The 24167-nt window shown below is 59.8% G+C and carries 20 protein-coding genes, 1 tRNA gene and 1 pseudogene; 9 read left to right on the top strand and 13 right to left on the bottom strand.

Annotated features, from left to right (window positions below; genetic code table 11):
* Nucleotides 1–55: 55 nt before the first annotated feature.
* Together IEW18_RS11385 and IEW18_RS11380 are read left to right on the top strand one after the other, a co-directional pair.
* Nucleotides 56–2632, top strand: coding sequence for a YfhO family protein (locus IEW18_RS11385; RefSeq protein ID WP_188557970.1), 2577 nt, complete (start codon nt 56–58; stop codon nt 2630–2632).
* Nucleotides 2633–2838: 206 nt separating this feature from the next.
* Nucleotides 2839–3735 (top strand): 1-aminocyclopropane-1-carboxylate deaminase/D-cysteine desulfhydrase, encoded by an 897-nt coding sequence (locus IEW18_RS11380; protein ID WP_229728707.1) that lies wholly within the window; start codon nt 2839–2841, stop codon nt 3733–3735.
* A 4-nt stretch (nt 3736–3739) separates the two neighbouring features.
* Here the strand turns inward: IEW18_RS11380 and IEW18_RS11375 are convergent, their stop codons facing one another.
* Complete coding sequence (locus IEW18_RS11375) at nt 3740–4975, bottom strand: hypothetical protein (RefSeq protein ID WP_188557968.1); 1236 nt, start codon at nt 4973–4975, stop codon at nt 3740–3742.
* Nucleotides 4976–5086: 111 nt separating this feature from the next.
* Here IEW18_RS11375 and IEW18_RS11370 point away from each other — a divergent pair, with 111 nt between their 5' ends.
* Nucleotides 5087–5722 (top strand): DUF4230 domain-containing protein, encoded by a 636-nt coding sequence (locus tag IEW18_RS11370; protein WP_188557967.1) that lies wholly within the window; start codon nt 5087–5089, stop codon nt 5720–5722.
* A gap of 86 nt (nt 5723–5808) precedes the next feature.
* On the opposite strand, the gene IEW18_RS11365 is transcribed toward IEW18_RS11370, so the two are convergent.
* Nucleotides 5809–6309 (bottom strand): regulatory protein RecX, encoded by a 501-nt coding sequence (locus tag IEW18_RS11365; protein ID WP_188557966.1) that lies wholly within the window; start codon nt 6307–6309, stop codon nt 5809–5811.
* Nucleotides 6310–6550: 241 nt separating this feature from the next.
* On the opposite strand from IEW18_RS11365, the gene IEW18_RS11360 reads away from it, so the two are divergent.
* Complete coding sequence (locus IEW18_RS11360) at nt 6551–9211, top strand: DUF5686 and carboxypeptidase regulatory-like domain-containing protein (RefSeq protein WP_188557965.1); 2661 nt, start codon at nt 6551–6553, stop codon at nt 9209–9211.
* Between the two features lie 57 nt (nt 9212–9268).
* On the opposite strand, the gene IEW18_RS11355 is transcribed toward IEW18_RS11360, so the two are convergent.
* Genes IEW18_RS11355 through IEW18_RS11345 form a run of 3 tightly spaced genes read right to left on the bottom strand, consistent with a single transcriptional unit; the run spans nt 9269 to nt 10851 of the window.
* Nucleotides 9269–9550, bottom strand: coding sequence for a DUF4834 family protein (locus tag IEW18_RS11355; RefSeq protein ID WP_262891892.1), 282 nt, complete (start codon nt 9548–9550; stop codon nt 9269–9271).
* Nucleotides 9550–10326, bottom strand: a complete 777-nt coding sequence (locus IEW18_RS11350) for an FkbM family methyltransferase (RefSeq protein WP_188557963.1) — start codon at nt 10324–10326, stop codon at nt 9550–9552. The genes IEW18_RS11355 and IEW18_RS11350 overlap by 1 nt, the downstream gene beginning before the upstream one ends.
* Nucleotides 10327–10383: 57 nt before the next feature.
* The gene (locus tag IEW18_RS11345; protein ID WP_188557962.1) at nt 10384–10851 is read right to left on the bottom strand and encodes a hypothetical protein; all 468 of its coding nucleotides are present in this window, start codon (nt 10849–10851) and stop codon (nt 10384–10386) included.
* Nucleotides 10852–10972: 121 nt separating this feature from the next.
* Between IEW18_RS11345 and IEW18_RS11340 the strand changes: the two genes are divergently transcribed.
* Nucleotides 10973–11045, top strand: a tRNA-Thr gene (locus IEW18_RS11340).
* 105 nt (nt 11046–11150) lie between these two features.
* Here IEW18_RS11340 and IEW18_RS11335 read toward each other — a convergent pair.
* A complete protein-coding gene (locus tag IEW18_RS11335; protein WP_229728706.1) occupies nt 11151–11648 on the bottom strand; it encodes a GAF domain-containing protein in 498 nt (165 codons plus the stop codon).
* Between the two features lie 236 nt (nt 11649–11884).
* Nucleotides 11885–12415 (bottom strand): hypothetical protein, encoded by a 531-nt coding sequence (locus IEW18_RS11330; RefSeq protein ID WP_188557960.1) that lies wholly within the window; start codon nt 12413–12415, stop codon nt 11885–11887.
* A 208-nt stretch (nt 12416–12623) separates the two neighbouring features.
* On the opposite strand from IEW18_RS11330, the gene IEW18_RS11325 reads away from it, so the two are divergent.
* Nucleotides 12624–13382: an SDR family NAD(P)-dependent oxidoreductase gene (locus IEW18_RS11325; RefSeq protein WP_188557959.1), complete on the top strand. Its 759-nt coding sequence runs from the start codon at nt 12624–12626 to the stop codon at nt 13380–13382.
* Nucleotides 13383–13591: 209 nt separating this feature from the next.
* Here the strand turns inward: IEW18_RS11325 and IEW18_RS11320 are convergent, their stop codons facing one another.
* Complete coding sequence (locus tag IEW18_RS11320; RefSeq protein ID WP_188557958.1) at nt 13592–13957, bottom strand: hypothetical protein; 366 nt, start codon at nt 13955–13957, stop codon at nt 13592–13594.
* A gap of 314 nt (nt 13958–14271) precedes the next feature.
* Between IEW18_RS11320 and IEW18_RS11315 the strand changes: the two genes are divergently transcribed.
* Nucleotides 14272–14871, top strand: a complete 600-nt coding sequence (locus IEW18_RS11315) for a C40 family peptidase (protein ID WP_188557957.1) — start codon at nt 14272–14274, stop codon at nt 14869–14871.
* A gap of 166 nt (nt 14872–15037) precedes the next feature.
* Nucleotides 15038–15391: pseudogene (locus IEW18_RS21870) on the top strand (YkvA family protein); the annotation flags it as partial.
* Nucleotides 15392–15917: 526 nt separating this feature from the next.
* Here the strand turns inward: IEW18_RS21870 and IEW18_RS11305 are convergent.
* The 5 genes from IEW18_RS11305 to IEW18_RS11285 all read right to left on the bottom strand — a co-directional run bounded on the left by IEW18_RS11305 (nt 15918) and on the right by IEW18_RS11285 (nt 23450).
* A complete protein-coding gene (locus IEW18_RS11305) occupies nt 15918–16178 on the bottom strand; it encodes an acyl carrier protein (protein ID WP_188557956.1) in 261 nt (86 codons plus the stop codon).
* Nucleotides 16179–16411: 233 nt separating this feature from the next.
* Nucleotides 16412–19825, bottom strand: coding sequence for an efflux RND transporter permease subunit (locus IEW18_RS11300; RefSeq protein WP_188557955.1), 3414 nt, complete (start codon nt 19823–19825; stop codon nt 16412–16414).
* A 74-nt stretch (nt 19826–19899) separates the two neighbouring features.
* On the bottom strand, nt 19900–21024 hold the full coding sequence (locus tag IEW18_RS11295) for an efflux RND transporter periplasmic adaptor subunit (RefSeq protein WP_188557954.1): 1125 nt from the start codon (nt 21022–21024) through the stop codon (nt 19900–19902).
* A gap of 97 nt (nt 21025–21121) precedes the next feature.
* Nucleotides 21122–22813: a TolC family protein gene (locus tag IEW18_RS11290; protein ID WP_188557953.1), complete on the bottom strand. Its 1692-nt coding sequence runs from the start codon at nt 22811–22813 to the stop codon at nt 21122–21124.
* A 22-nt stretch (nt 22814–22835) separates the two neighbouring features.
* Nucleotides 22836–23450: a TetR/AcrR family transcriptional regulator gene (locus IEW18_RS11285; RefSeq protein ID WP_188557952.1), complete on the bottom strand. Its 615-nt coding sequence runs from the start codon at nt 23448–23450 to the stop codon at nt 22836–22838.
* A 208-nt stretch (nt 23451–23658) separates the two neighbouring features.
* Between IEW18_RS11285 and ispF the strand changes: the two genes are divergently transcribed.
* The gene (ispF, locus tag IEW18_RS11280; protein WP_188557951.1) at nt 23659–24138 is read left to right on the top strand and encodes a 2-C-methyl-D-erythritol 2,4-cyclodiphosphate synthase; all 480 of its coding nucleotides are present in this window, start codon (nt 23659–23661) and stop codon (nt 24136–24138) included.
* Nucleotides 24139–24167: the final 29 nt, after the last annotated feature.

The raw sequence follows: 24167 nt of genomic DNA, 5'->3' as shown, positions 1-24167 counted from the left end.
GCCTGGCCGGGCCGTGGGGCCCTGGCAGGCAGTTTTCCGACTCGTAGTAAGCCGAATGACAACTCCTTTCCGTCCGGCCACCGCGCCGCTCTGGCGCCGGGTGCTGCCGCACCTGCTGGCCGTCCTGTTTTTCCTGGTGCTGGCCGCCGTGTACTTCTCCCCCATCCTGTTTGAGGGCAAGACCCTGGCCCAGCACGACATCGTGCAGTTTAACGGCGGGGCCCACGAGGCTGCCCAGTACCGGGAGCAAACCGGGCAGGAGGCCCTCTGGACCAACTCCATGTTTTCGGGGATGCCGACCTACCTCATCAGCACCCGCTTTCCCGGCGACCTGAGCGTGTACCTGCACAAGCTGTTTACGCTGGGCCTGCCGGCGGTGGTAGCCAACCTGTTTCTGGCTCTGGTGTGCGGCTACGCCCTGTGCGTGGCCCTGGGCCTCTCGCCGCTGGTGAGCGTAGTCGGGGCCGTGGCCCTGGGCTTTACGAGCTACAACCTGATTATTCTGGCGGCCGGCCACAACACCAAGAGTCTGGCCCTGGCCTACGCCCCGCTGGTGCTGGCCGGTTTGCTGGTGGCGTTCCGGCGCAACAAGTGGCTGGGCACGGCCTTGTTTGCCCTGGGCCTGGCCATGAACGTGCGCTCCAACCACCTCCAGATAACCTACTACCTGCTTTTGCTGGTGCTGGTGTTTGGGGTGGTAGAACTGATTTTCGCGGCCCGCGAGAAGCGTCTGCCCGACTTCTTCACCCGCACGGCCCTGCTGGCCGTGGCCGCCTTGCTGGCCGTGGGCGTGAGCTTCGGCCGCCTCTACACCACCCTGGAATACAGCAAGTACAGCATCCGGGGCAAGTCGGAGCTGACGACGGCAGCCCCCACGGCTCCGGGCCAGGCTGCTACCCCCGCCGATGACAGCGAGGGCTCGGGCCTGGGCAAGGAGTACGCCTTCAGCTACAGCTACGGCATCGGCGAAACGGCTACTCTGCTCATTCCCAACTTCTACGGTGGCGCTTCGCAGATGAAGCTCAGCGACAACTCGGAAACCGGCAAGGCCCTGGCCGCGGCCGGTGTGCCGCCCGTGCAGCTCGCCGACTACCTGGCCCAAATGCCTACCTACTGGGGCGACCAGCCCATTACCAGCGGCCCGGTGTACGTGGGCGCCGTGGTGTTCTTCCTGTTCATGCTGGGGCTGATGGTAGCTGACCGCCGCACCCGCATCTGGCTGCTAGCCGGCACCTTGCTGTCGGTGCTGCTGGCCTGGGGTAAGAACTTCGAGACGTTTAACTACCTGATGTTCGACTTCTTCCCGGGCTATAACAAGTTCCGGGCCGTGAGCATGGCCCTGGTTATTGCCCAGCTGGCCATGCCGGTGCTGGCCGTGCTGGCCCTGGCCCGCGTACTGCGCGGCCGCCCAGTTCCCGCGGCTGCTACGGCTGCCCCCAGCACCCACCCCAGCCTGGCGGCCCTAGCGGGCAAGCCCACGGATGACGCCGACACGGCCGCGCTGAAAAAGTACGTGCTGCGGGCCCTGGCCATTACCGCCGGGCTGTGCGCCCTGGCGTTCTTGGTGGGGCTAGTGTCCGACTTTGCCGCGCCTATTGATGCCCAACTGCAGCAGCAGGGTTTCCCGCTGGATGCCCTCCGCGCCGACCGCGCCTCCCTGCTCCGCACCGACGTATTCCGCTCCCTGTTCTTCGTGGCCGCTGCCGGTGGGGTGCTCTGGTTTTTCCTGCAGCGCAAGCTCTCGGCCGGCCTGGCGGCCACCCTGGTGGGGGTGCTGACCCTCGTTGACCTCTGGGGCGTGGATAAGCGCTACCTCAACGACGGCAACTTCCAGCAGGAAACCATTGCCGAGCAGTTCGTGCCCTCGCCCGCCGACCAGCAAATTCTGCAGGATAAGGACCCCAACTACCGGGTGCTTAACGTGCAGAATCCCTTCAACGAGGCTCAAACTTCTTACTTCCACAAGAGCATTGGCGGCTACCACGGGGCCAAGCTGCGCCGCTACCAGGATTTGATTGAGCGCCAGATTTCGCAGAACAACACGCAGGTGCTCAACATGTTGAATACGCGCTACGTCATCGTGCCGGGCCAGCAGGGCCAGCCCCAGCAGGTGCAGCGCAACCCCGGCGCCCTGGGCAACGCCTGGTTTGTAGGCCAAGTACAGAAGGTGCAGAACCCGGACCAGGAAATCAGCGCCCTAACCAGCCTGAACGCCGCTACCACGGCCGTCGTGGATGCCTCGAAGTTTCCGCAGGTAAAGACTTCCTACCCTACCGCTGGCGCCAGCATCGGCCTCACCAAGTACTCGCCTAACGAGCTGACGTACCGCTCCAATGCGCCCCAGGAAGGCCTGGCCGTCTTCTCGGAGATTTACTACCAGGATGGCTGGAATGCTTACATCGACGGCAAGCTTGTGCCCCACTTGCGGGTCAACTACGTGCTGCGGGCCCTGCCCATACCCGCTGGTTCCCACACCATTGAGTTCAAGTTCGAGCCTACCGAGTACGCCATCGGCAACACAGTTTCCATGGTTTCCTCCGTGCTGCTGATTGCTGCTCTGCTAGGAGCCCTGTTCTACGCCCTTAAGCGCCGCCCCGAGCCCCATTCTGTTCAGGATACCATGCTGGCGTAGTGGCGAAGTGGTGAGGTTGTGTCATGGCGAGGCGGTAACCGAAACCATCCGTCCTCTCTGACCAACCTGCAAACATGATAAGCCCTTACTTTCAGCGTGGAGGTAAGGGCTTGTCTTTTTTCAGAGGGGTAGCGCGCTGGTCAGGACGGGTGGCGCCGGGACACTTCATAACCTCACAATCTTAACACTTCACCATGGCCCCGCCCATGCTTCTTCAGCCGCTACGTGAGCCGGCCGCCGAACGCGCGGGGGTCCAGCTGCTCTTGCTGCGCGAGGATCTGAACCATCCGGAGCTGCCCGGTAATAAATGGCGTAAGCTGAAGTATAACCTGCTGGAAGCGCGGCGGCTGGGGCATGATACCCTACTCACGTTCGGGGGCGCGTACTCCAACCACCTGGCAGCCGTCGCTGCGGCGGGCCGCCTGACGGGGCTACGCACTATTGGCGTTGTGCGGGGCGAGGAGTTGAGTAGCCGGCCACTGAATCCTACCCTGGCCCAGGCCCGGGCCGATGGCATGGAGCTGCATTTTCTGGACCGCGCTACCTACCGCCGTAAGCAAGAACCCGAGGTTGAGGCTGCCTTGCTCCAGAAGACGGGTCCGGCCTACGTGCTGCCCGAAGGCGGCTCCAACCTCCTGGCCCTACCGGGCTGCGCCGAGTTAGTGCCGGAGCTTGCGGCCCTCACTGCGTTTGACGCGCTGTGCGTAGCCTGCGGCACCGGCGGCACCCTGGCTGGCCTGCTAACGGGCCTGGCCGGACAGCGCGAGGCCTTAGGTTTCGCGGCGCTCAAGGGGGCCGATTTCCTGCGGGCCGACGTTGATGCGCTAACCCGGCAGGCAAGCGGGCTCAGCTATGCTAACTGGACGTTGCTCACGCAGTACCACGGCGGCGGGTACGCCCGTCTGAGCCCGGAATTGCGCAGTTTCATTCAAGAGTTTCAGCACCGCCACGGCGTTCTGCTCGACCCGATTTACACCAGCAAAATGTTGGTGGGCGTTCTGGATTTGCTGAACCGGGGCTATTTCCGGCGGGGCAGTACGGTAGTGGCCATTCATACTGGCGGTTTGCAGGCCTGGGCGGGGTTTGGCGATAATCCGACCTAAGCTTTTAGTTACTTCCTGTCTGCCTGACACCAAGCATCAAGCCGCTGGTTTTCTCCAGCCACTGCTGCGCCCGTCGCCATAAGGGTAGCGCCCCCAGCGCAGCCAGGGCAAAGACGTAAGGCAGCACGGGACCAGAAAACCGAATGTCGTAATCCTCAACGGTGAGCGTGATGATGCCGGCCTGCACTACAAATCCGGCCGCCAAGAACACCCGCATGGCTCGCGCCACAAAGCGGTACGCCAGCCCGCGCATGGCTAGCCAGTAAAGCATCGGCAACAGGGTAAGCTGCCAGAGAATATGTAAGGCAGAAAAATACGGCTTGGGAAAGCCCATGAAGAAGGCCAGCTTCCAGATGGCTAACTGCCCGAAGTAGCGCGGATTGTGCAGGATAAAATACGCCAGCCGCCCCACCGGCGTAGCATCCGGCGCGGGCAGGTCCAGCGGCCCGGACGGGTGCATCAGGATGCCATCGTACATGAAAATGATCATGCCTTCTTGGTAAGTCTTGATCAGTTTAAACGTGAGCAGCAGCTGGTTGAGGGCCGTCCAGGCCACGGGTAGCAGCAGCAACGCCGCTCCGAGCGTCAGCCACTTGAGCCAGCGCGGGCCCTGCTGCTGAATCAGAACTACCAGCGCCAGGGCTGCTGCCACCAGGGCCACAAACCCGTTGGGCCGCACGCTTACAGTAGCCACCAGCACCACTAAGGCCAGGGCCCCGCTGCCAACCGTGCGCACCCGTCCTACCGCCCAAAAAGACAGCAACAGCAGGCTGGTAAACAACGATTCCGTCAGCAGAAAGGCGTTAAATCGTTGAATATCCGACCACCCGATATAGAGTAGCGTGGCCAGAAAGGCAGGCTCCCAGGTCCCACGGCCCAGGCGCCGCACAGCCCGGTAGAAGGCCACGGTGGCCACTCCTGCCACCGCATATTGCCCCAAGGCCATGGCTGCGCGCCCCAGTCCCAACTTCAGAAAGGCACTCAGAAACAACGGGTAGCCAATGTAGCGGGTGTAGTGCACCTTCACAAAGTTGCCCTGTTCGGCTATCTGGTGGGCGTAATCGAGGTAGTGGACACTGTCGCCGTAAGAGTGGGGGCTGTGGTTTACGTGCCAGCTTACTACCTGAACTCCCAGCCAGCCTAGCACCAGCATGGGCACATGGTAACGGGCCAGCCGATGCAGGCCGCGCAAAGCCAGCACACGAACGCGGGAAGCTAGAAAACCAGAGGCAGCGGCCATTAACGGAAGAGTATACACCCCAAAGCTAGGCGGCCAGGCCGGAACTGCGCGCCGGGGCCGCCCTCCCGCCGGTGGCTTACGTATACGGGGCCACTACTGCTCCGCTTCTGTATGCCTTTACCGCGTTTGCTACGCCGCTTACTACCCCTGGCTTTTCTGCTGGGTCTGGGCTGGTTTCTTTGGTTGAAAGTTCGCCCGGTGTTGTCTGCTTTCGACAACCCGCTCAACCCCGCCCCGCGCATCACCGTGACGCATAACACCGTGCTGCAGAAGGTAGAAAACCTGGGCCGGCTGGAGTTGGTACGCTACCAGTTCAAAGATGTAGTAGAGTACAGGAAGAGCACCTACCGCTTTCTGCCCGACGCCAAAGTAGCCCTCATTGTGGCCGGCAATGCCGTAGGCTGCCTCGATTTGCGCAAAGTGCGGCCCCAGGACGTCGTGCTGGAAGGCGACTCGGTGCTTCGCCTAGCGTTGCCGGCGCCGGAATTGTGCACTTGGCAGGTCGACCACAGCAAAAGCAAGGTGTACAGCGTGGAAAACGGCTTTTTTCAGGACGCGGAACTAGTGGATGCTGGCTACAAGTACGCCGAAGCCAACGTACGCACCGCCGCCCTGCAATCTGGGATTCTGGCCCAGACTACGCAGAATGCTGAGCAAGTGCTGCGGCCCATGCTCGAGACGATGACGGGCCGCCGGGTGGTGCTGGTGCCGCGGCTGGAAAATCCGCTCCTGCCCGCCCGCCGGTAAACACTTTTACCGTTCCAAAACCAGGAAGCCGGAGCACCACTTGTGGGCCCCGGCTTCCTGGTTCTACTGGCAACCACCAGGCTGGCTTACTCCTCTTCTTCGGGCGTTTTGCCGAGGTCATCCAACGCCATTTTAATCAGGTCCTGCTCGTAGCCTTTGCCCATGAGGTAGAGCTGGATTTTCTGGCGGCGCTTGCCCGGGTGGCTTTCCTTTTCCTGGCGGTCCTTTTTCTCCAGTACATCCACTAGGTTTTGGTAGTACTCGTCGCCGTCGATTTCCTTCATGCCGGCCTTGATGCAGTACTCCGACAGTCCCTTTTGTTTAAGCTCCTGCTGAATCCGGCGGCGGCCCCACTTTTTCTGGCGTACGTGGCCCCGCACGAAGCTTTTGGCGTAGCGCTCCTCGTCCAGCAGGTTTTCCCGGCTCAGCCGGATCATGATTTCTCCGGCCTCCTCCTCGTCCAGGCCGTATTCGCGCAGCTTGCTTTCGGTTTCCTTGAACGTGCGCTCCTGGTAGGTGCAAAAGGCGGCAATTTTTTGCAGGGCCTCGGCGGGGGTATAGAATTTCTTCTTGGGCTGATTTATCATAGGAAATGAAATGCTGCGTAGCGCGGCAGAAAGGCGGTAAACAACCCAACACGACCCAGCCTTCCTTGATTCCGCAGGAAAGCATGAGCAAGGAAGTTTAGGCAACCCAGGTGTACTCAGTTGGCTTAGCGTAGGTGGGGAGGTGCGGCCGCTTGTGGTGCACCGGGCAAGGTAGCAGAATATCAATTTTCGGCCTCAGCCAACCATTGCCGGCGCTATTTCCTCTATCTTGATACCACTTGTGATTTTTCCGCTGATGCCCCGCTACTTCCTGATTTTACTTCTGCTGCTAAGCGGCGTTGCCCCCGCCACTGCCGGCATCGTCCGGGGCCGTATTACTGACGCAAAGGGAGAAGGCCTAGCTTTTGCCAACGTGGCCGTGCGCGCCAGCACCACTAGCACTGCCTCCAACGAGCAGGGCAATTACCAGCTGCGCCTGCCCGCCGGCCGCTACGAACTGGTGTTTCAGTACGTGGGCTTTAAGCCCCGGCTCGAAACCGTGCGCGTGGCCGGCGGCGACACGGCCACGGTGCTCAACATTACGCTCAGTCCGGAAAACTACCAGCTGCGCGAAGTCATTGTGCGCTCCACCGACAAGGACCCGGCGTATACCATTGTGCAGCAGGCTATGCAGTGGCGGCGCTACCACCAGCGCGAGGTAGCGGCCTTCAAGGCTCGCACCTACATCAAAACCCTGGGCCGCTTTACCGATGTACCGGGCAAAATTCTGGGCTTGGTGAAAGTAGGCCCTGATATCAAACCCGGCATTTTCTACCTCTCCGAAACGGTATCGGAAATGAGCTTCCGCCAGCCCAATGTGGTGCAGGAGCGCATGATTTCCTCCCGGGTCAGCGGCGACACCAAGGGCATCAGCTTTAACCGAGCCAGCGCTGGCCGGGGCTTGAATTTCTACCAGAACGTCTTGAAAAGCGGCTTTTCGGAGCGGGGCTTCGTCTCGCCCATTGCCGCCAACGCCCCGCTGTTTTACCGCTACGAGCTGGAGGGTAGCACCCGCCAGGGCGCACTGCTGATTCACAAAATCAAAGTAACGCCGCGCCGCCGCACCGACCCCGTATTTGCGGGCCACATCTACATTGTGGATGGCACCTGGCGGCTGCATTCCGTGGCCCTGGACCTGAGCAAGGACGCCCAGCTCGATTACGTAGACAACTTGCACATTGAGCAGATTTTCGCGCCCGCCCCCGGCCCGTCGGATGTGTGGGTGATGCAGTCGCAAAAGGTGACGGTAGGCTTCACGGCCTTTGGCTTCAAGGGTAACGGCTACATCACGGCCATCCTCTCCAACTACAAGGTCACGCCCACGTTCCCTAATCGGCCCGCTCCTACTACCCCAGTGCCCGCCCCCGATGCACCCGATGCGCCCGACGAGGCCCCGGCGGTAACCCGCGAAACAGTGGCCCAGGTGAAAAAGCAGAAACCCAAGCTCGACGGCCTTAACCGCACCATGCGCCGCCAGAGCCGGCAGGTAGCCAGTACCCGCGACACGAGCAGCCTGGCCCTGGGCCAGCTAAAGCGCGGGGAGGTGATGCTGGTGGAAAAAGGCGTGAATGAGCGGGACACCAGCTACTGGGCTTCCATTCGGCCCGTGCCGCTCACGGAAGAAGAGCAGAAAGACTACCAGGTAAAGGACAGCACCGAGGTTATCCGCAACTCCCGCCCCTACCAGGACTCCCTGGACCGCAAGCGCAACGAGCTTAGCCCGAGCAAGTTTCTGCTAACTGGCTACGTGTACAGCAACAGCTTCCGCAAGCGCCAGTGGTACGTGGCGCCGGTGTTCAACATTGTAAACTACAATACGGTAGAAGGCCTGGTAATTAATCCCCAGGCTACCTATACCCAGCGCACCGACGACCGCCGAACCTGGTCCGTGACGCCATCTTTGCGCTACGGCTTTAGCAACGAGCTGCTGAGCCCCAGCGTGGCAGCTTCCTGGCAGCTTGACGCCGTAAAGCTCGCCCGCGTAAGCCTGGTGGCGGGCCGTACCATTGAGAATTTTGACCCCAGCAGCCAGCTCACGCCCTTTATCAACACGTATTATACGCTGCTGCAAAACCGCAACTACGCCAAGCTCTACCGCCGCGACGGGCTGCAACTGGGCTACCAGTGGGAACCCTTTAATGGCCTGACCGTGCAGACGACGGCCGGCTATTTTACCCGTCGCGAGCTGCAGAACACCACCTTCAAGCTGCTGACTGACCACGAGGACCGCACCTTCACCCCGAACGAACCCGTGAATGCGGAGCGGCCCGATGGCACCCGTTTCGGCCGCAGTCAGGCGCTTACCACCGAAATTACGGCTTCCTTCCGACCCGGCCAGCGCTACATCACCCGCCCCGACGGCAAGTTCAACCTCGGCTCCAAATACCCTACTTTTTCCTTAACCTGGCGGCAGGGCATCAGTGGTATTCTGGGCTCTGATGTGCGCTACACCCTGCTGGAAGCCGGCGTGCGTCATTCCGTTAGCCTGGGGTTGCTGGGCACCAGCAACTACCGGGTAGCGACGGGCTTTTTCCCGGGCTCCCCCCGGCTGGCGTTCATGGACTTTCGCCACTTCAGCGGCAACCGCACCTACCTCACCGAAGACTTCGCCAAGTTCCAGCTGCTGGATTACTACCGCTTCAGCACCGCCGACAAGTTTTTGGAAGCCCACTACAACCACCACTTCAATGGCTTCCTGCTCAACAAAATTCCGTTGCTCCGGCGGCTGCACTGGCAAGAGGTGGCCTCGCTTAACTACCTCACTACGCCTACCGCCAACCACTACCTGGAGCTGGGCGTAGGCGTGGAGCACGTATTTAAGATCCTGCGCGCCGACTTCTACACCAGCCTGCAATCTGGGCAGCGGGCCGGGACGGGCGTACGGATAGGAATCGGGTTTTAACCCAAAAGAAAGGGAGTGAAGCTCAACTGCTTCACTCCCTTTCTTTTGGTAGAATACTCATTTAACGTCCTCGAAATCCACGTAGTCGCCGCCTTTAAACTCTTTGGGCTTCTGCGGTTTCTGGCGGGGTGGCACGTAGTCGACGTGCACTTGGCCGGAGTCGGGGCGGGTAGGCCGGGGCTCGGGGCGGGGCGCTTCGAAAGGGGCACCGCCAAATTGCTGCCCAAAGCGTTGGGCTTGCTTTTTAACCACCTTGCCGACTACCAACCGGAGCACCAGCGGCATAACAAAGCGCATGATAAGCCAAAGAATCAGCAGAACGAGCAGGAATTTTACCATTAGCGAAGTTCCGGGGCGGGAGCTGGGGAAACGGGTTGAAAGTAGAAATCAGCCGTGACGGCGCTGCTTAGCTGCGCTTCGGTGCACGGAACAAGCTCAAAACGCTCGGACAAGATAAATGGTTTATAGCCCAGTCCGGCTAGCAGGTTAGCTACCGCGCGCCGGTTTTCCAGCCCATTCAGCTCGGTTTGGATAAGGGGCTGAAAGCGGCGCAGGGTGCCCTGCATGTGGCGGAACACTTCGTACTCGAAGCCTTCTACGTCGCACTTCACGAAATCAAGGCGGGGCAGGTTCCGGAACAGCTCATCGGGCACGCGCATAGGTACCTCATAGGTGCGCGCGTAGTGTTCCTGGGGGTTGCTGGCGGCCACTTTCGTCATGCCATGATGCAAGAGGCCGTCGCGCTCCGGGGTGCCCATTTGCACCGTTTTCTGTTCGCCACCCAAAGCGTAAGGTAGCAGCGTCAGGTTCTGGTAGCCGCTCAGGCGCACATTATCCTGCCAGATGGCCTGAAAATCGGGAATGGGCTCCACAGCCAGCACCTGCCCCTGCGGCCCCACCAGCCGGGAGAGGGCCACGGAGTAGTAGCCCAGGTTGGCCCCAATGTCGATACACACAAAGCCGGGCTTCACTAGCTGCTCCAAAAAGAACAGCTCCGGGTATTTCTGCCGGCCCCAGCCCGCTTCCACCAGGCGCAAGTACACGCGGCTAACCAGCCGAATGTAACGCTCAAAACCCAGCGTGCGGACCAGTAGCTTGCGCAGTTGTTTCATCATAGCAACGCAAAGATGCCGGAAAGCCGGGAATCCTGGCTGCCGCGCCCGGCTTTCTTGCTAGTCCCGCTCGGCTTTTGCCTGGCTCCACCACGCCGAAGTTCCGGCTGCTACCAGTCCGCCCAGCAGGTACCAAGCCACGGTCATGGCTTTGGTTTGCGGGGTGCGGTTGCTCGGACCGTCGCCGAGGCCCAGGGGCCCGGGTAGCACCACGCCCCCTACCCCAGCGGCCAGGCCCAACGCCACGCCACGCCACCACACGCCCCGGCCCGTACCTACCAGGCTGTAATACAGTCCGTTGCTGGCAATATCACCTAGCAGCGTAAGTCCGTAGGCGGTATTCTCGTCGGGCTGCGGGGCATTGGCTTTACACAACAGCTTGCGCAAGCCCCGCTCGCCCAGAATGTCCATGCGCGGGGCGTCCACGGGGCGCAGCTGCCGCACCGACTCGTGCACGATGTTCAAGACCAGGGCGCCAGCCAGGCCACTGCCTACGGCCTGCAGAAAAGAAGGGGAAGTGGACTTCATACGGTAGAGCAGCCAGCGGCTAGTAGGTGGTGGGGTTGTAAAAATTTACGACAAGTGCTTGCGCGTTGTTCGCTGGGCTTTCTATCTTTGCTGCCCCTGACGGATACGCCGCCTCGGAAATGCCTCTTTAGCTCAGTTGGTAGAGCAGCTCATTCGTAATGAGCAGGTCGTTGGTTCGAGTCCAATAAGAGGCTCAGCAGTTTAGAAGGTCCGCCCATTCTCTCGCACCACGCGAGGAGTAGGCGGACCTTCTGCATTTACGCTTGTTTTGCTTGGTAACTACGCCAAAAGCGCAGCTTTCAAATCTTGCCCAGGCCGTGCATGTACTCTTTTACAACGGGTAGTAGCAGAGGAACGGCAGCCTCCACGTAGTCCCGTTCGGCGGCAGTCCAGTGGCGGGGGTGCCCAAACACGCAGGGTTGCAGAATCCCCCAGAGCTGACTGTTATCGGTAATGTGGGCGTGTACTAGGGCCCGGTGCCCGAAGGTGCGGCGCTCAAACTCCTGGTTAAGCACCTTGGGGCCCGCTTCCTGCACATCGTCTACATAAACCGAAGGACGGGCGGCCAGGGCCGCCCGGAACAAGGGGTCCTGCTCCGGCAGCTCGCCCGTATCGTTTTGCCAGTCGTGGCGCGGGTCGGGCACGGCCTCATCCAGCCGCCAAACCAGCGCAATGCGGCCGCGGGCCTGGGCCGGGTCGCGGACGTAAAGAAAACAACGGTCGGCACGTAGGTGGGGTCCAATCAGGTCGAGGGCTCGTTGCAAGGCTTCGGCCGGGGGAGTTTCGGCAGCTAGCACGGCCGTAAGTTCAGCTAACGGTGATAAGCTCATCGGTTTTTGCAGCGAAATAGTTGGCCTTGCTGTTCGTAGCCAATTGGCAGCCTACGCCTGATACGCGGAAGCTGCGGGCAGTTGCTACGTCGAGCTGGCTGTTCATGCAGTTGGTACCCTATTCGAAAAAACCCGGCCCGTGAGAAAAGTCTCACGGGCCGGGTTCTTATCTAGTTGTCAGCCATAGCTAACCAGGCGGTTGCTTACAAATCGGAAGCGTAGTCGTCTTCGCCGTAGCTACGGGTAGCGCCGCGGTACACGGAATCGTTAGCGCTATCCCACTTCGAGGACGAGGCGTTCGACTTGTTCGACTTATCGGAAGAGCCGCGGTACGAGCGGTAGGTTTCGCCTTTGGCGCTGCTGCTGCTCTTCGAGCGCAGGGCCAGCCAGCTCAGGCCGCCTACCAACAGGGCACCACCCATTACTTTCTGGCGGGGCGTCAGCTTATTTACTTGGTCCAGGGCTTTCGTGCCGAAGTCCTTGATCTGATTTACATCGATGTTCTTCAGCCACTGCTGCTGATCCAGCCACGACTGCTGCTGACCCGACTGGCCCGAGGCCGAAGACTGGCCTTTGGCGGAGCTAGCCTTGCTGGGCTCGTTGTAGGCGGAGGAAGCGGAGCTATCTGCGCCTTCGGCCGAATTGGAAGCCTCCTGCGAGGTTTCGCTGGCGGGCGTAAAGGTTACGTGCTTATGGGCGGGAGCGCCGGGCTGGTTGGACTTTTGCGTGCTCATAGTGGAAAGGGTTGGGATGAATCTAACCTGAACCAGACCGGAGGTCAGTTCCCTCCCCTATTCGTGAAAAGCCAGCGGAAGGTTATAGCCACCGCTAAAAATTATCCTGCTCAGGGCCAGGCATAACCTTCCGGACCCGATGCTAGTAACAACAGCGTTTTCCCTACCTGGTCGTTAGCTCACCTACTCACGTTTAACCGCCCGTCACATGCCCTTTTCGCCCCTTACCGACCCCGCCCGCCGCTTTCAGGATAAGGTTTGCTTGGTGACGGGCGCTACCTCCGGCATTGGGCAGGCCGTGGCCGTTCGGCTGGGCCGGGAGGGGGGCCGCGTGGCTGTGCTCGGGCGCGATGCGAAAGAAGGACAGCAGACCGTACAGCTTATTCAGCAGAGTGGAGGGGTGGCCTTGTTTATCCGCACCGACGTCGGCAAAGACGGCCACCTGGTGCACGCTGTGGAGCGCACGGTCAAGGAGTGGGGCCGGATTGATGTGCTGATTAACGATGCCGGAATGATGACGTTTGAGCCCATCCTGAAGCTCGCCCCTAAGGCCTGGGACCAGCTCATGCAAGTAAACCTACGGCCCCTGTTCCGACTAACTCAGCTTTGCTTGCCCCACATGAAGTACGGGGCCATTGTGGCCGTTAGCTCCGTGCATGCCCAGCAGACCACGGCCAACGTAGTGCCCTACGCTACCAGCAAAGGTGCCATCGAAGCTTTCGTGCGCGGCCTCAGCCAGGAAATTTCGCACACCCAGGCCCGCATTAATGCCGTAGCCCCCGGCGCCGTGGATACGCCCATGCTCCGGGAAAACCCGAACGTTAAGAGTGGCAAGGAGAAAATTACCGGCCAGGTAGGCACTCCGGAAGAACTGGCCGCCGCCATCTGCTTTATCGCCTCCCCCGAAGCCAGCTTTATCAACGGCACCACCTTGGTAGCCGACGGTGGCCGCCTGGCCGCGCTGTAGAAACGGTGATTCAGACGATAAGCTAATTGGTCGGCTGATTAGAAAGCACCCGTAAACTGCCAGTCATCCCGAGCCCAGCGAAGAGCCTTATCGCAGTAGCACGACGTCGTAACGACGACTCGTTTTAGCCTGATAAGGTCCTTCGCTCCCGCTCCGGATGACCGGCGGTGTTAGCGTTACTGTCCTTACTGAATCACTAAATCACCTACTCACCGTTTCGCCTTGGGGGTAGAATGGCGTTCAGCTTCTCCGGGTAGGGGTAGGCCTTGGGCGTACAGGTGGGCTTTCAGCTCGGCGGCTTCGCGGGCGGCTACCTCGAAGGGAATGTTGTAGTAGCCGTAGCGCACCCAGTCGCGGAGGTAGCGCGCCAGGAAGCCGAGCCGCCCGTACTGCTGAAACTGTTGGATATGCTCCATCTCGTGGGCCACCCAAAAAGGGTCGCGCAGGAACTGTTCACGACTAACCCCGCTCAGGTGAATACTAGCGCCCAGCACCATGGCCACGTTAGGGGCTCCGAGCTTCAAGCGGGCCAGGCGTGCGAGGGGTGAATTCTCGACAATACGGGGGAGCTTCATAGGCAGGAAAAAGGCGGCCGGATTATACGGAGACTATTCCGAAGCGGTTGGTAAATTCAACATGATTTTTTCTAGAACACGCTGTGCTATAAGAAGATTTTTACCCTAATTCGGGGGGCAAACTTGGTAGTTCAGAATTTTTGGGCCTAGCTTTAACCAATAGCCGTCGAACCAGGCGCTGGTTTCGGCGACTAAAAAGTCCCTTTTCGTCTCCCTTTTGCTTGCCGGTTTTCCCGGTTGCTTATCGAAAAAAAGAAGCACGCTTACGCTGCTCGGCTGACCCCGACAGCGCCCTTACCACCTCCCGACGGACAATGAAAAACAGCATTCTGTATTGCCTCGCCGCGGCCTCGATGGTCCTCTCTTTTTTCTTCGACAGCTCCACTGCCCGCTCTGCTGCCTCAGCAGTGCCAGCCCCCCAGGAAGCTTCCTTTATCAGCACTCTACTCTCCGGCTCGGAGGAGCCCCGCCTGCTCACTGCCTCCGATTCCGTTGCCTACAACAAAGCAGCTCACCAGCTAGGCATTGAGGCCACCTATACGGCCGATCAATCGTTGCTGGAAACGGTAGTATCCTGGTTGGGTACTCCTTACCGCTACGGCAGCAACAGCAAAAGCGGCACCGACTGCTCGGGCTTTGTCACTCGCGTCTTCAAAGAAGCCTACGGCATTACCCTGCAGCGCAGCTCCCGCTCCATGTTCAGCAGCGTGAAGCACGTGCAGAAAGACGAGATGCAAACCGGCGACCTGGTATTCTTTCGTCGGGGCCCCGGCCAGCCGATTTACCACGTGGGCATTTACCTGAAAGATGGCAAGTTTGTGCACTCCGCTACCAACGGCGGCGTGATGGTAAGCTCCCTGAACCAGGCCTACTACAGCCGCAATTTTTACGCCGCTGGCCGCGTAGAGCACTAAGCGTCCTTCGTACTTGGCTTTTCCGACGCCCCATTCTGTTGAGTGGGGCGTTTTTGTTTTTGCCCGCTCTTCCGGCCCAAAACCATTTTACATCAACGGAGTATAGCACACCGCTAGGGCACCAACCCGCTGCTCCTTTCCCACTCTTCTTCTCTCCTTACGCTCTATGGACAAGCAAACCCCTAACGGCGAAAATATTGCCTCTTCGCCCCTCTTCAAAAAATTCGTTGGCAAGGCTGAAGAGTACATCAAGAAGCCTACGCGCATGAAGCAGCTGCTGAATGACGCCTACCAGAAAGCCAGCGAAAAGAACGACGTGGGCTCTATAGCCCATGAGGCCTGGGATACGCTCCAAACCCTGTTCCGCCTGATTCGCACCTCGGTTTCGGGAGAGTACACGGGCCTGCCTACTACTACCGTAATAGCGGCCGTAGCAGTTACCATTTACTTTCTAAGCCCCATTGATGTCATCCCAGACTTCATTCCGGTACTGGGCCTGCTGGATGACGTGGCTTTGGTAGCTTGGTTCAGCACTACCATTAAGGAAGAAATGGACAAGTTTCTGGAGTGGGAAAGAACCCGCCCTTCCTTGGTTTCTGACGCCGTAATTGTTGAGGACAAAGTAGCGGCCTCGCCTTCGATGCCGCCGGTAGAAGCCCCTCCAATTGGCACTACCTCGTCCGCCAACACCGATTCCGGTATTAGCTCACCCGACAGCAGCAAGCCCGCGCCGGCCAGCATCACCGACGCTACCCCGGCAACCAACGTTACTCCCCACGCCGATACGGCCGCCAACACCACCGATAGCAGCCGGGAGCCTCACCTGAGCGCCAGCTCCGGCCGCGCCAGTGGCGGCGACCCGGGCGGAAACGTTCGGTAACGGTTTCAACCGGCACCACAGAAAAGCCCTAGCGGGGCGGCAACTCCTGAGAGCTGCCGCCCCGCTAGGGCTTTTCTGCGCTTACGAAATCCTGTTAGGTTCGTGGCATAATCACAGGCGCAGGCCAGCTAACTGACACTGGTATTCCGGCTTGGTATTGCCAAAGCTAGGCTGCCTTGGCGTGCGAGGCTACATAATCCACGAAATCCCCAACGGTAGCCAGGGGCACTTCATCGGGAATGGTGATGTGGAAGTTACGCTCTAGCTCCAGGATAATATCGACAACGTCGACGGTATCGAAGCCCAGTTCCTGGCTGAGGCTGCTACCGATACGCAGGCGACGGGCCTTAATGGCCTTCCGCTTGCTGATAATGCGCAGTACTTGCTGCTGAATGGACTTGGGGGCGGTAGTCGTTGAGGTGAACATACGGGGGAAACGACAGGGTAAAATGGGTCTTGCAAACAGCGCTTGGGGGGAGGCCGGCCGCTCCCCGCCCGTTTGGGCGAAGGAGGCCGGAGCCCTGCTGAATGGTTGCAAGCACCACCAGAAAAATCAGGGAATATGGCTAGCGAGCGGCTGGTCATCGGCCCCGGCCCAGAACTGCGCGTTGGGTGCAACGGCACAATAATCCGGACCGGGGCTGGTGCCAGCCCGCTACCCTAGTACTCGGCCAGCACCGGAGGGCGGGCAGCCGCTACCTCCTCGTCGGAGGCAGGGGTTTCGGGCGTTTTGTTGAGGCGCAGCTTCAGGCTTTCCGTGAGCAGATACATCACGGGCACTACCAGCAGCGTGATGCCCGTAGCAAAAACCAGCCCGAAGATGATGGTCCAGGCCAGGGGCCCCCAGAACGTTACCGACTCGCCCCCGATAAAGAAGTTGGCGTGGCCGGAGTTGAACAGCTCGTAGAAGTCGATGTTCAGGCCGATGGCCAGCGGAATCAGGCCCAGCGTGGCGGCCGTGGCCGTCAGAATTACCGGGTTCAGGCGGGTCCGGCCGGCCAGCACAATGGCCTCGCGCAGGGGCATACCCTGGCTGCGCAGAATGTCGGTGAATTCAACCAGCAGAATACCGTTTTTCACCACAATACCGGCCAAGGCAATGATGCCTACCCCCGTCATTACAATGCTGATGTTCATGCCCGTGATGGCCAGGCCCAGCATTACCCCAATCACGGAGAAGATGATTTCCGTCAGAATTAGGATGGGCTTGCTTACCGAGTTGAACTGCATTACCAGCACCAGGAAGATGAGGGCAATGGCCCCAATGGCGGCCACGCCCAGGAAGGAGCTGGTTTCCTCCTGATCTTCCTGCGCCCCACCCATCTTGATGGTGTAGCCGGGAGGCGTGGGGTAGGATTGCAGGGCCGTTTCAATCTGGCGCACCACGTCGGGGCCGGTGAAGCCGCCGAGCACGTTAGAGGAAATGGTAATCACGCGCTTCACGTCCTTGCGCTTGATGCCGCCGTAGGTGGTGCCGTAGTTCACGTCGGCCACCGAGGAAATTGGAACCTGACGCACGGCACCGGTAACGTCGCGGAAGGTCAGGGGCGAATTCAGGATGGCGTCGATGTCCTCGCGGTAGGGCTTGGCGTAGCGCACCTGAATCGGGTACTCATCGTCGGGGGTCTTGAATTTGCTGGCTTCAGCGCCGTAGATGGCCGTGCGCACTTCCACCCCAATCTGGGCGGTGCTGATGCCTTCCCGGTTGGCCCGGATCCGGTCGATGTTCACAGCAATTTCCGGGTTGCGGTCCTCCAGGTTGGAGCGCAGCTGCTCAATACCACCAATCTTGAGTGAATCGATGTAGCGGGTGACTTTCTTGGAGAGCTTGGCCAGGGTCTGGTAGTCGTCGCCGGCTACTTCAATGGCAATGGGCTTACCCGTGGGCGGGCCGCTGGACTCCTGATCGACGGAGATTTCGGCGCCGGGAATACCTTTCACTACCTCCCGGATTTTGTCCATGTAGGTAGAGGTAGCCGGACCGGTCCGCTCGCTCATCTCTTTGAAGGCCACGGCCACTTTCGCCAGGTTCGACTGCGAGGTACCGGAAGCCGAAGCCTCGCTGGGGTCGCCGGCACCGATGGCCACGTTGGTGATAATCGATTCGACGTCGGGGTTTTTGTTGCCTACTACCCCATAGATGCGCTTTTCCAGCACGCGGGCCACTGAGTCGGTTACGTCAACCCGCGTGCCTACCGGCATTTTGAGGTAGGTGTACACGAATTTAGGGTCGCCCTTGGGGAAGAAGTCCACTTTGGGGCTGCGGGCGGCCACGGCAAAAATCGACACGAAGAACAGCACCACCATGCTGATCATTACCAGGGCCGGGTGGCTGATTGCCCAGTTTACCAAGCGGGCGTAGCCGTTCTGGAAGCGGGGTAGCACCTTGGTCTGGAAGCCGGCAATCCACTTATAAAAGACAAACTTATCGAGGAAGCAGAACAGGATGATGAACAGCGTCAGGTTGCCGACGAAGGTCGAGCCGAAGGCGTAGCCAATCACGGCAATGAGCGTGAGCACGCCCATGGCTATGAGGAAGTTTTTGGTCAGCTGGGGCTTCTCGCCGCTGTGGTGGTCTTCGCGCTCCATGAACGAGACGGCAAACACCGGGTTCATGATAAAGGCCACTACCAACGACGACATCAGCGTCAGGATCAGGGTAACGGGCAGGTAGAACATGAAGCTACCTACTATTCCGGGCCAGAACATGAGCGGCACGAAGGGCGCCACGGTGGTTAGCGTACCGGCCAGTACCGGAATAAATACTTCGCCGGCGGCGTACTTGGCGGCCTGGGCCGTCGTCAGGTTGGGGTGCTCGTGCAGGAGGCGGTGGGTGTTTTCGATAACCACAATGGCGTCATCGACCACAATACCCAGGGCCAGCAGGAAGGCGAAAAGCACAATCATGTTCAGGGCAAACCCGAAACCGGGCAAGAGCACGAAGGCCAGGAACATGGAAATCGGCACCGAGAGTCCCACGAACAGGGCGTTGGTAGTGCCCATGAAGAACATCAGAATCAGCGTTACCAGGATAAAGCCGATGATGATGGTGTTAATCAAATCGTGCAGGGTAACGCGGGTATCGTTGGACGTGTCGCCGGTTACGGTGATGGTTAGCTCCCGGGGCAGGGTTTGCTTCGACTCGTCAATGATCTGCTTGATCTTGTCGGAGGCGTCAATCAGGTTTTCGCCCTGGCGTTTGATTACGTTCAGGGTTACGGCCGTTTTGCCATCAAGGCGGGCGTAGGACTCCCGGTCTTTGAAGGCGTCGGTTACGGTAGCAATGTCGCCGAGGCGCACGGCCGCGCCGTTCAGGTTTTTCACCTGAATGTTGGCAATGTCGGCGGCGCGCACGTACTGGCCCGCCACCCGCACGGCCCGCTTCTGGCTGCCCACGTCAATGGAGCCGCCCGAAATGGTAATGTTCTCGCGGCCAATGGCGGCCGAAATATCCGAGAAGCTCAGGCGGGAAGCGCGCAGGCGGTTCAGGTCCACGTCCACGTTTACCTGCTGGTCCAGGGCCCCGATGATGTCGACGCGGGTAATTTCGGGCAGGGCCTCAATCTTATCCTGGAAGTCGTCGGCGTACTTTTTCAACTGGCTCACGGGCAGATTGCCGGCCAGGTTGACGTTCATAATCGGCAGCTCCGACAGGTTTACTTCCTGCACGGTCGGCGGCGAGGGCAAGTCGTTGGGCAGCTCGTTCTGGGCCTTGTCTACGGCGTCCTTGATGAGCTGCTTGGCGTACTGCACGTCCACGCCGGAGGTAAACTCCACGTCCACGATGCAGTAGTCCTGGTTGGAGGTAGAAGAAATCTTCTTCACCCCGTTCACCGACTTGATTTCCTTTTCCAGCTGGCGCGTCACCAGGTTTTCAATGTCCGTCGGCGAGGTGCCCGGGTACACCGTGGCCACGATAATGCGCGGAATCACGATGTCGGGAAACTTCTCCTTACCTAGCTTGATGTAGGAAAAGATACCCGCCACGCACAGCAGCAGGGTAATAATATAAATACTCGTTTTATTGTCAATCGACCACGAGGTCGGCTTGAACTCTTTTTCTAAATCCTGCATGAGTTCTGGTTTTGACGTTCTGGTATTTACCTCGCTCCTGCCCTATTGATTGGGCACAACTAGAGCGTAGGCAACTACAAACTCACCACTTGGCCTTCGTTCAGGTTCTGGTAACCGGCCGAAATGACCTGGTCGCCGGACTGGAGGCCGCCGGTTACTTCTACCTTGCCGTTGTAGGTGTTGCCCGTCTGGATGATGCGCTTGGCGGCCACTTTCTGCCCGCCTTTGTCGCTGACTACCAGCACGTAGCTGTTTTGTTCATCCTTCTGCACCAAATCTACGGGGAGCACCGTGGCGTTCGGGCGGTCGTAGTTCTGAATGCGCACGTTGGCCACCATGTTGGGGCGCAGCTGGCCGGCTTTGTTGCTGTTCAGGCGCAGCTCCGTGGTGAAGGTGCGGCTGGTGGGGTTGATGGTGCTAGTGACTACCCGCACGGTGGCCGGCAACTCTTCCGCGCCCAGGTCCGGAATGGTTACCAGGGCTTTGTCGCCGGCCTTGATGCGCGCGGCATAGGCTTCCGACACGTCCACCACGATTTTACCCGTGCCGCTGCTGCTGAGCAGCTTTACTACCGGCGAGCCAGGCGCTACGGTTTCACCCAGTTTCGGCAGCACATCATCCACGGTACCACTGAAGGGCGCTACCACGCTGTACAAGGCGCGCTGCTGGTTCAGGGTGGAGAGGTTGCGCTGCAGGGCCTGGTAGTTGTTTTTGGCTTGCAGGTACTGAATTTCCGTCCCGATTTCCTGCTTCCAAAGGCGTTCCTGCTTTTCGTACACTACGCGGGCCAGGTCCATGCGGGTGCGCAGCTCGGCAATGCTGGCGTCGAGGACCGAGGCGTCGATAGTAGCCAAGGTCTGGCCTTTGCTTACCCGGTCGCCGCGCTGCACGCGCAGGCTGGTGAGGGTACCAGCCGAGCGGGCCGCTACGGTAGCGTTCTGGTCGAAATCTACGCGCCCCTGCACTTCGAGGTAGCTCTTGAAGCTTTCGGGAGCGACTTTAATAATAGAAACCGGGGTAGCCTGCAGCGGAGCTTTCTCGCCGGTGGCGCCGGCTTTGGCCTCCAACTCGGCAATTTTGGCTTGGTTGGCGGCTTGTTCTTTCTTCAGCTCGGCCAACTCTGCTTTCGGGTCTTTCTGACCGCCGCAAGCAGTCAGCAGGCCCAAGGTTAACAGGAAGGCAGAAGTAGTGTATTTCATGTCAGGGAGAAGCTAGTAGCTGGAGGTTAGGCGCTAGAAGGATGATGAAACGGCTGGGTCAGAAGCTTCTAGCTCCTGGCTTCTGACTCCTAGCTCCTTATTGCTTGGCTTGGTTATACAGCTCGCCGGTCGCTTTGTCGCGGTCCACTTTGGCCACCAGCACGTCGTAGAGGGCGGCGTAGTAGTTGGTTTGGGCTTCGCGCAGAGACGTTTCGGCGGTAACTACTTCCAGGTTGGAGCCTACCCCTTCCTTGAACTTGATGCGCGATACGCGGGCTACCTCGTCGGCCAGCTCCAGGTTGGCTTTCTGGTTGTCCAGCACGTCCAGGGCGTTGATGAGGGTCGTGCGGCTCTGAGCGTCCTGCAGGTCAATGCTTTGGCGCAGGGTTTCGAAGCCGCGCTCAATGGTTTGCTGGGCAATGCGCGCCTGCTGCACCTGGAACTTGCGGCGGAAGCCATCAAACACCGGAATCTGCAAACTCAGGCCCACGTTGCCGAAGCCAAACCAGTTCTGGTTCGGAAAGCCATTAGCCGCCCGCGAATCAGGCCCGCGGAAAGCAAACAGCTCACCGGCAGTATTCGCCGAGCCCGTGAAACCATAGGCAGCCGTAGCCAGCAAACGGGGGTAGGCGCCGGCCCGGCGGTTGGCCAGATCAAGGCCCGCCAGCGCCTGCTGGGTTTCCAGCGTGCTGAACTCGATGCGGTTATTGTAGTTGAAGGCGGCGGCCAGCTGGCCGGTGCGCGCCCCGCTCAGGGCCGTTTGCTGGTCCTGCCGGTTTTGCGCATCGGTGTTGCCGGTAGCGGGAGCCGGCGCGTTCGGCACCCCAGCCAGGCCACTCACGCCCCCGCCCGTGGTCGGGCTGGCTACCCCGAGGCGCTGGCGCAGGGCCCCGGCATCTACTACGGCCGCGCCAAGCGAGTCCGTAAGTTGCACGGTTTGGTCCTGGGGTAGGCCCATCTGGAACTTCAGCAGGGCTACGCTCAGGTCGGTAAGACGGGCCGCTTTCTGCTGCTCTACTACCAGGTTGTTGCGCTGCACTTGCAGGCGCTGCACGTCCAGCTTCTCGGCAAAACCGGCCTTGAACGTCTGGTTGGTTTGGTAGAGAATAGTGTCGAGGCGCTGCACGTTGCGAGCCAGCAGTTGCAGCCGCTCCCGGGCTACCAGGGTACTGTAGTACGCCTTGCTCACCTGCTCTACCACGTCGATTTCCGCCTGCTGGGTCTGCTTTTTGGCGAGCTGCTCATACACCTTCGCCGCGCGCAGGCCAATGAGGTAGGAACCATCGAACAGCAGCTGCGACACCGAAGCGCTGGTATTGCCGGCCCACTGCAGGCCGAACGCTATAGCCTGGGGCGGTGTCGGCTCGGAGGGTAGCACTACCGTCGACAGATTGACGGTTTGCCCGCCTTGCGCCGCGGCAATATCCGTGGGCCTTAGTTGCGTAGCGCTGGAGCCGCCGGCGAAGGCGCCGAAATCTACCAAGCTCTTCTGCAGCTTGAAATTGTCGGCCAGGTTGGCCGCCACGTTTACCTGGGGCAAGCCCGCCGATTTAATTTCGCCGACCCGCGCCCGGGCCGTCTGCTCGCCCAAGCGCGTCGCCAAGAGCGACGACTTGTTCTTTATAGCGTAATCGACGGCCTGTTGCAGAGATAAGGCCATGTCGCCCAGGGGCGCCGACTGGCCGGACACGGCCGGCCGGGATGCCGGCGCCTGTGCCAGCGCGGCGCCGGCGGGAGCCAGCAGCCCCGGCCCGGCGGCCAGCAACAAAACGCGGAGGTTATTCTTCATATCGGAAAGCAGGTGATGGAGCTTATTCTTCTTCCGTCACGTGACGGTACTCGTTAATGAGCTTGTGACCTTTCAAGGTCACCATGCCCAGCAGGAAATGCTCGTTGCAGGCTACCTGCACGCGGGGCTGATCAAACTGGGCATGGGGAAATATTTCGGGGTCAAACAGAATGTCAATCTGGGCCAGGCGCAGGCGCGACAGCACTTCGATGTCGAGGTCAGCGCGGTAGAGGCCTTCCTGCACGCCCCGGCGCAGGTTGGCCTGAATCTGGCTCAGGATGTACTTGTTTTTGTGGGCGTGAAACAGGCTCCAGGCCGCCGGGTAATACTTGCGTAAGTCGTGAATGGCGTTGGGGTTCATGTTGGCAAACTGCCGCTTGGCCCAGTCCATCATCTGCACCATCTCGTCCACGGCATTTTGCGCCTGCCCAATGATGCCCTCGCACTCGCCCTGCACCCCGCCCAAATGGTTCGTGATGACGGCGGATACGATTTGGTCCTTGTTTTCAAACCACTTGTACAGGGTCTTCTTCGAGATACCCAAGTGGGTAGCAATATCATCCATCGACACGCTCTTAATCCCGTTGCGGGTAAAGAGGCCCATGGCTGCTTGTAAGATTCGGTCTTTGATTTCCATGACTACGGGTGCAAAGATACAACGGAAACTTTTAACGAGTTCGTAGTTTCCATTAATTTTCTGCTATTCTTTTTACCTCGTAGCGGGGGGGTCTCTCACTCTGACGGGTGAGGCCAACTTTTACTTTGCCGGTCGCCATATTTTTTTGCCGAAGCGCAACGGCTCCGTTGCCGTACCTTGCTACTCCATTTCCTACTCTCCTGCCCCTATGAAAATCCGGACTGGCTTCGGCTACGACGTTCACCAACTCCAGGAAGGCCTGCCCTTCTGGCTCGGCGGCATTCAGGTGCCCCACACCCACGGCGCCCTCGGCCACTCCGATGCCGACGTGCTCATCCACGTTATCTGCGACGCGCTGCTGGGCGCGGCCAACCTGCGCGACATCGGCTTTCACTTCCCCGACACTGACCCCCAGTACAAAGGCATCGACAGCAAGCGGCTGCTCGCGGAGGTAGTGCGCCTGCTTCAGGAGCGCGGCTACAGCATCTCCAACATCGATTCCACCATCTGCCTCGAAGCGCCTAAGGTTAATCCGCACATTCCGCAGATGCAGCGGGTACTGGCCGAGGTAATGGGCATTGAACTCGACGACATCAGCATCAAGGCCACCACCACCGAAAAGCTCGGCTTCGTGGGCCGCCGCGAAGGCGTAGCCGCCTACGCGTCCGTGCTTATCATGCAACCTTAAGCGGTAATATGGTGAACTTGTAAGAAGGT

The organism is Hymenobacter glacieicola, assembly GCF_014640315.1.
Taxonomy (GTDB): Bacteria; Bacteroidota; Bacteroidia; order Cytophagales; family Hymenobacteraceae; genus Hymenobacter; species Hymenobacter glacieicola.
The sequence above is the reverse complement of the archived record's forward strand: the minus strand, read 5'-3'. Positions and strand labels throughout refer to the sequence as shown.